This is a genomic window from Streptomyces sp. WAC04114, assembly GCF_019733245.1.
In the GTDB taxonomy this organism is placed as follows: Bacteria; Actinomycetota; Actinomycetes; order Streptomycetales; family Streptomycetaceae; genus Streptomyces; species Streptomyces massasporeus_A.
This window is the reverse complement of sequence record NZ_JAIGQA010000289.1, coordinates 1-5,755: the sequence shown is the minus strand read 5'-3', so window position 1 is coordinate 5,755 and position 5,755 is coordinate 1. Positions and strand designations below refer to the sequence as shown.

General features: G+C 73.2%; 7 protein-coding genes. 1 reads left to right on the top strand and 6 read right to left on the bottom strand.

Features of this window, described 5'->3' with window-relative positions; genetic code table 11:
- Positions 1-120 precede the first annotated feature (120 nt).
- From rplT to infC, 3 genes are all read right to left on the bottom strand, one after another.
- The gene (rplT, locus tag K4G64_RS37970) at positions 121-504 is read right to left on the bottom strand and encodes a 50S ribosomal protein L20 (protein ID WP_003989074.1); all 384 of its coding nucleotides are present in this window, start codon (positions 502-504) and stop codon (positions 121-123) included.
- A gap of 98 nt (positions 505-602) precedes the next feature.
- Positions 603-797, bottom strand: coding sequence for a 50S ribosomal protein L35 (gene rpmI / locus K4G64_RS37965; RefSeq protein ID WP_003977225.1), 195 nt, complete (start codon positions 795-797; stop codon positions 603-605).
- Between the two features lie 107 nt (positions 798-904).
- Positions 905-1,555: a translation initiation factor IF-3 gene (infC, locus tag K4G64_RS37960; protein ID WP_221760418.1), complete on the bottom strand. Its 651-nt coding sequence runs from the start codon at positions 1,553-1,555 to the stop codon at positions 905-907.
- A gap of 395 nt (positions 1,556-1,950) precedes the next feature.
- On the opposite strand from infC, the gene K4G64_RS37955 reads away from it, so the two are divergent.
- On the top strand, positions 1,951-2,307 hold the full coding sequence (locus K4G64_RS37955; RefSeq protein ID WP_104778687.1) for a DUF1844 domain-containing protein: 357 nt from the start codon (positions 1,951-1,953) through the stop codon (positions 2,305-2,307).
- A 9-nt stretch (positions 2,308-2,316) separates the two neighbouring features.
- Here K4G64_RS37955 and K4G64_RS37950 read toward each other — a convergent pair whose 3' ends face one another.
- From K4G64_RS37950 to K4G64_RS41600, 3 genes are read right to left on the bottom strand one after another with little or no spacing between them, the layout of a single operon-like run.
- The gene (locus K4G64_RS37950) at positions 2,317-3,045 is read right to left on the bottom strand and encodes an SseB family protein (RefSeq protein ID WP_221760415.1); all 729 of its coding nucleotides are present in this window, start codon (positions 3,043-3,045) and stop codon (positions 2,317-2,319) included.
- A 42-nt stretch (positions 3,046-3,087) separates the two neighbouring features.
- Complete coding sequence (gene mycP, locus K4G64_RS37945) at positions 3,088-4,296, bottom strand: type VII secretion-associated serine protease mycosin (protein WP_374206507.1); 1,209 nt, start codon at positions 4,294-4,296, stop codon at positions 3,088-3,090.
- Positions 4,293-5,651, bottom strand: a complete 1,359-nt coding sequence (locus K4G64_RS41600) for a hypothetical protein (RefSeq protein ID WP_374206506.1) — start codon at positions 5,649-5,651, stop codon at positions 4,293-4,295. The genes mycP and K4G64_RS41600 overlap by 4 nt, the downstream gene beginning before the upstream one ends.
- Positions 5,652-5,755 lie beyond the last annotated feature (104 nt).

Sequence of the window (5,755 nt, the reverse complement as noted above, 5' to 3'; positions counted from 1 at the left end):
GGGGGAGATGAGCTCGGGGGTGGCGGGAGGCATCCGGTTCGCTTTCTGGGTAGCTGCACAGCAGGACCCGCAGACCATCCGGCCTGCGGGTCCTTCAGTCACATCGGCTCGGAGCCGGCGTCACGCAGCCTTCGGCGCGTTCACGTCGCTCGGCAGCGCCTTCTGGGCGACCTCGACGAGGGCGGCGAACGCACCGGCGTCGTTGACGGCCAGCTCGGCCAGGATCTTGCGGTCGACCTCGACGTTGGCGGCCTTCAGACCCTGGATGAAGCGGTTGTAGGTCATGCCGTTGGCGCGGGCAGCGGCGTTGATGCGCTGGATCCACAGCTGACGGAAGTCGCCCTTGCGCTTCTTGCGGTCGTTGTAGTTGTAGACCAGCGAGTGGGTGACCTGCTCCTTGGCCTTGCGGTACAGGCGCGAACGCTGACCGCGGTAGCCGGAGGCCTGCTCGAGGATCGCCCGACGCTTCTTGTGGGCGTTGACTGCCCGCTTGACGCGTGCCACTTGTTAACTCCTTGTAGCGGGGCCGTGGGGGTGCTCACACGACCCGAAATCGATTGGGTCCCGGTCTGACGTGCGTCCGGCGCTCACGCGCCCGGACGTCACTTGCCGAGAAGCTTCTTGATCTTCGCGGCGTCGCCCGGGGCCATCTCGGCGTTGCCGGTGAGGCGACGCGTCACGCGGGACGACTTGTGCTCGAGCAGGTGGCGCTTGCCGGCGCGCTCGCGCAGCACCTTGCCGGAGCCGGTGATCTTGAAGCGCTTGCTGGCACCGCTGTGCGACTTGTTCTTCGGCATAGCGCCGTTCTCTCCTCGTCGGTGGCGCTCCGGTGCCCGGTCGCGAAACCGGGCACGGTGGAGCGTCGTCTTGTATCGGTTGCTTCCTGGGACTGGCGTCCCGGGAGTCACGCCTCGGCGGGCTCCTCGGCAGGCTCTTCGGCCGGCGCCTCGTTCTCCGCGGCGTTCTGCGACTTGCCGGGGTTGGCCTTCGCTTCCGCCTTGCGGGCTTCCTGCGCCTGGCGAGCCTCGGCCATCGCCTCGGTCTTCTTCTTGTGCGGACCGAGAACCATGATCATGTTCCGGCCGTCCTGCTTCGGGTTCGACTCGACGAAACCGAGGTCCTGGACGTCCTCCGCGAGACGCTGCAGCAGCCGGTAGCCCAGTTCGGGACGGGACTGCTCGCGACCACGGAACATGATCGTGATCTTGACCTTGTCGCCCTGCTTGAGGAACCGAACGACGTGACCCTTCTTGGTGTCATAGTCGTGCGGGTCGATCTTCGGCCGGAGCTTCATCTCCTTGATGACCGTGTGCGCCTGGTTCTTGCGCGCCTCACGGGCCTTCATGGCCGACTCGTACTTGAACTTCCCGTAGTCCATGAGCTTGCACACGGGCGGACGGGCGTTCGCCGCGACCTCGACCAGGTCCAGGTCGTACTCCTGCGCAAGCTCCAGTGCCTTGGCCAGGGGGACGATGCCCACCTGCTCGCCACTGGGACCGACAAGTCGCACCTCGGGAACGCGAATCCGGTCGTTGATGCGGGGCTCGGCGCTGATGGATCCTCCTCGGTAGCACCACGCGACGGTCTGGCGGACGGCCGCGTAACGTCTGTGTTCGATAGACCTAACCGCGCCGAAGCAACAAAAATGCCCCGGACGATCCCAGGCGGGGCTCCTCGAACTACCGGAGCACCGCCGCGGGAAGCCGCGGGGCGCGCTTTCGGACGGATCACCGCCGCTGGGACGGGACCGCCTGACCGGTGACCCGCCGCCCTGAGGGTGATCGGGTGGGAGTTCGAAAGCCTCCACTTGTGGGCCGAACCCGTGGGCTGTGAGGCACACGTGTCCGACCGGTCGTTACACGAGGTTACCAGCAAGGGCCAGGAACGGCCAATTGGGGCGAGCCGGGGTCACGTGGGGTTCGCCCGTCCCCTGCGCCTATCGTGTGGGGCATGAGTGACACCCCTCCTGAGTCCCCCGACTTCGACGCCATGGCCCGCGACATCGCCGAGGTCCCCGCGGTCGAGGTGATCGTGACGGTCGCCGTCAACCTGATGAGCGCCGCCGCGGTGAAGCTCGGCCTGACCGAGGAGGGCGAGAAGCACAAGGACCTGGACGAGGCCCGCAAGCTGGTGCACGCCCTGGCCGGTCTGCTGGACGCGACGGCGACCGAGATCAGCTCCTTCCACGCGGCTCCCCTGCGCGACGGCCTGAAGTCGCTGCAGCTGGCGTTCCGCGAGGCCTCCCTCGTCCCGGACGAGCCGGGCCAGGGGCCGGGCGAGAAGTACACGGGCCCGGTCTACGGCTAGGGCCTGTCCTCAGCGTTCGAACAGGGGCTCGCCCGGTGGCGTGACCTCGGCCGGCAGCAGTGCCAGGTCGAGGCCGCGCACCAGGCGGGCCCTCAGTGTCTCGTCGGCGGCGAGCCGCTCCGCGACGGCCCGGGCCGCCTCGGCCGGTACCGCGGACGGGTCCAGCACCAGGGCGAGGGTGCCGTCGGCCTGCCCCGGCCCGAGGTGGGCTCGCACCACGGCGGGCTCGGCGGCCACGGCATCCCGTACGGCCCCCACGACGACCGGGTCGGCGAGCGGATCGGTGCTCGCACGGCCCTCGGCGAGGGCGAGCAGCGCGGGCCCCGTCAGCTCGAAGGGCACCGGCCCCGCCATGTCGAGCACGACCGTGTCCGCCTTCTCGTGCGCGGCGGCCTGCAGGGCCTGGTGGAGCGGTACGGCGACGGGGCGGGCCTGCGGGTCCCAGCGGGCGAGGGAGTCCGTGGAGGTGAAGGCGGGCAGGGCGGTACGGTCGCCGGCCTTGAGGGTGGGGACGGCCATGTCGCTGGTCTTCTCGCGGCGCAGCCCGTTCTCGTCCTCCTCGACCTCGCCGAGCACCGCCACGACGGGCACGAGCAGCCGGGCGCCCTTGAGGGCGGCCAGGACCGGACCCACCGCGCTCCGGTCCTCGGACCAGGCGGCGAGTGCCGCGCTCAGCCGGGGGTCGGCGGAGCCGTCGTCGTCGGAGAAGCCGGGGTCCGGGATGTTCTTGTTCGCCACGCGTCGACCCTATCGGCCGGATGATGCGCGTCCGGCAGCGGCTCAGAAATCCTCGCGGCCGGTACGGCGGCCCCGCCACAGGACGACCGCGGCGACCAGCAGGACGCCGCCGGCGCCGCCCGCGAGGGGGGCGGCCCAGGCGGCGGTGTCGTCGCCGGAGGAGTCGGCGTCCGGTCCGCTGCCGAAGTACTTCGCACCGTAGGACGCCGATTTCAGGCCCTCGGGCTCGATCCGGCCCGCGGCCTCGATGGCGGCGGCCGGGTCGACGAAGCCGAAGCCGCGGGAGTCGTCGCGGCCGCCGGACGGGGCGTTGCGGGCGGTGTCCTCCAGCAGCGACTTGATCTGGGCCGGGGCGAGGCCGGGGTGGGCGGCCTTGACCAGGGCGGCGGCGCCGGAGACGAAGGCGGCGGCAGCACTGGTGCCCCAGCCCTCGTAGTACTTGTGGTCGGGGTCGGCGATGACGACGTCGACCCCGGGGGCGCTGACGGTGGCGTACCAGCGGCGGGTGGAGAAGGAGGCGCGAGTGCCGGCCCGGTCGACGGCGGTGGCGGCTATGACGCCGGGGTAGGCGGCCGGGTAGGAGATGTGGTCGCCCTTCTCGCCGCCGTTCCCGGCGGAGGCGACCACGACCACGCCCTTCTTCAGCGCGTACTGGACGGCCTGGTCCTCGCTGGGCTCGGGGTGCGCCGAGGCCGAGTCGTCGCCGAGGGAGAGGTTGATGACGTCGGCGCCGTGGTCGGCGGCCCAGCGGATGCCCTCGGCGAGGGCGTTGCCGCGGGTGGAGCGGGCCTTGGCGCGGGAGGGGTCGCCGTCCTCGAGGATCACGCGGACGGGGAGGATCTTCGCCTCGGGTGCGATGCCGAGGACGCCGTCGGCGTTGCCCGGGCCGTGTCCGTGGCCGGCGATGATGCCGGCCATGGCGGTGCCGTGCCGGGCCCAGGCGCGGTCCCCGGGTTCGGCTCCGAAGCGGACCAGGTCCTTGCCGGGCAGGACGTTGCCGGCCAGGTCGGGGTGGTCGGCCTCGACGCCGGTGTCCAGGACGGCGACGGTGATGCCCCGGCCCTTCGTGGTCTGCCAGGCCTGCTCGGTGTGCATGGCGTCGAGGGCCCACTGCTGGGCGCGGATGCCGTCGGCGTGCGCGGTGGCGGCGGGGAGGAGGACGAGGCCGGCGGTGAGCAGGGCGCCGAGGGCGGCGGCCCTGCGGGACGGCCTGCGCGGGCGTTTTCCGGCGGGGGTGGGTGCGGCGTTCACGACGGCTGCTCCGAGGCCGAGCGGACATTTCTGCGGAAGTCGCGTTCGACGCGGTCGGCCAGGCCCTGTGCCTCGTTGCCGAGGCCCGCCTGGGCGGCGGCGGTGGTGGCGTCGGCCCCCACGGCGTCCTCGGAGGGCTGGGGGTCGTCGACGGTACGGCCGTCGGCCCAGCCGGACACGGCGTAGACGACGACCGGGGCTTCGGTGAGCACGGAGATGGTCCAGGAGGCGCGCTGCGGGGCACCGAAGCCGGCGGCGGGCGTGCCCTTCGCGGCGTACGGCAGGGGCATCAGGTCGCTGCGGCGGCCCAGGCGTTCCTTGCGGAAACGGTTCGCGAGGGCGGTCATGCCGGGGGCGTCGGCCGTGGTGAAGAGCAGGCCGACGGTGGTCACGTAGCTCTCGGTGGCGTCGGTGTAGGTGGCGCGCAGGAGGCGTTCGCAGCCGACGGGGGCGAGGGCCTTGCGCAGCAGCGGGTCGAAGGCGTCCTTGCAGCCGCTGTCGGGGGCGACGGCGATGCGGGTCCAGGTGCGGTCGGCTCCGCCGGGGCCGGCGCCCCGGCCCTGCACGGTGGGCGGGAACAGCTGGTCGACCGGGACGCTGTGCCAGAGGCTTCCGGCGGCGGCGAAGCTGCTGGGCGAGCCTTCCGCGCCGGAGTCGCCGACGAGCCAGCTGCCGGTGACCGCTCCCGAGATGAGGCCCAGCCCGAGCACGAGGCAGACGGCTGCGGCGGCGGCCTGCGACACCCCGCGGCGGCCGAGCGGCCGGGGCCGGGCGTCGCCGTCGTAGCCCTCGGGCTCACCGAACGACACCAGGGGGCGGGTGGCGCTCCAGGAGAGGGCGGGGTCGGGAGTGACAGGGGCGGAGGGCGCCGGCGGCTGGTGCGCGGGACGCGGCGGTGTGGCGGGGCGGGTGGTCGTCGTCCCCTGCGCGGCGGGGCGGCCGAAGGGGGCGGCGGACTCGTCCGGCGTCGGGTCCGCGGGGACCGGGCGCAGGCGCGCGGTCGTCTCGGAGGAGTGCTCGCCGGGGCCGCCGGTACGGCGGGGCGCGGGCAGACGGAACGGCCGCCCGGCCGTCTCCGACGCCGCCCCGGCCGAAGCGTCCGAACGGCCGGGCGCGGAGAGCCGGAAGGGCCTGCCGGAGGCCTCCGACGAGGCCCCGTCCGACGTACCGGAACGACCCGCGAGGCCGGAGGCACCCGACGAGGGGAGGTGACGCGGCCGCGGGGGGACGTCGGGAGCCGGGACGGTGGTGTCCTGGCCGGGGCGGGCGGCACGGCCTGTGCCGGACGCCGTGTCCGACTCGGGGCGGGCCACGCGGCCGAGGCCGGACGCGGTGGACGACTCAGGACGGGTCACACGGCCGGCACCGGGAGCAGTGTCCGCCCCCGAGCGGGCCCCGCCGCCGACGCCGGACGCCGGGGACGCCTCAGGGCGCGTCCCGCGACCGACACCGGACGCCG

Bases quoted from the DNA above. Each gene is read 5' to 3' on its own strand.
- rpmI (WP_003977225.1), bottom strand. From the start codon at position 797: ATGCCGAAGAACAAGTCGCACAGCGGTGCCAGCAAGCGCTTCAAGATC.
- K4G64_RS37955 (WP_104778687.1), top strand. From the start codon at position 1,951: ATGAGTGACACCCCTCCTGAGTCCCCCGACTTCGACGCCATGGCCCGC.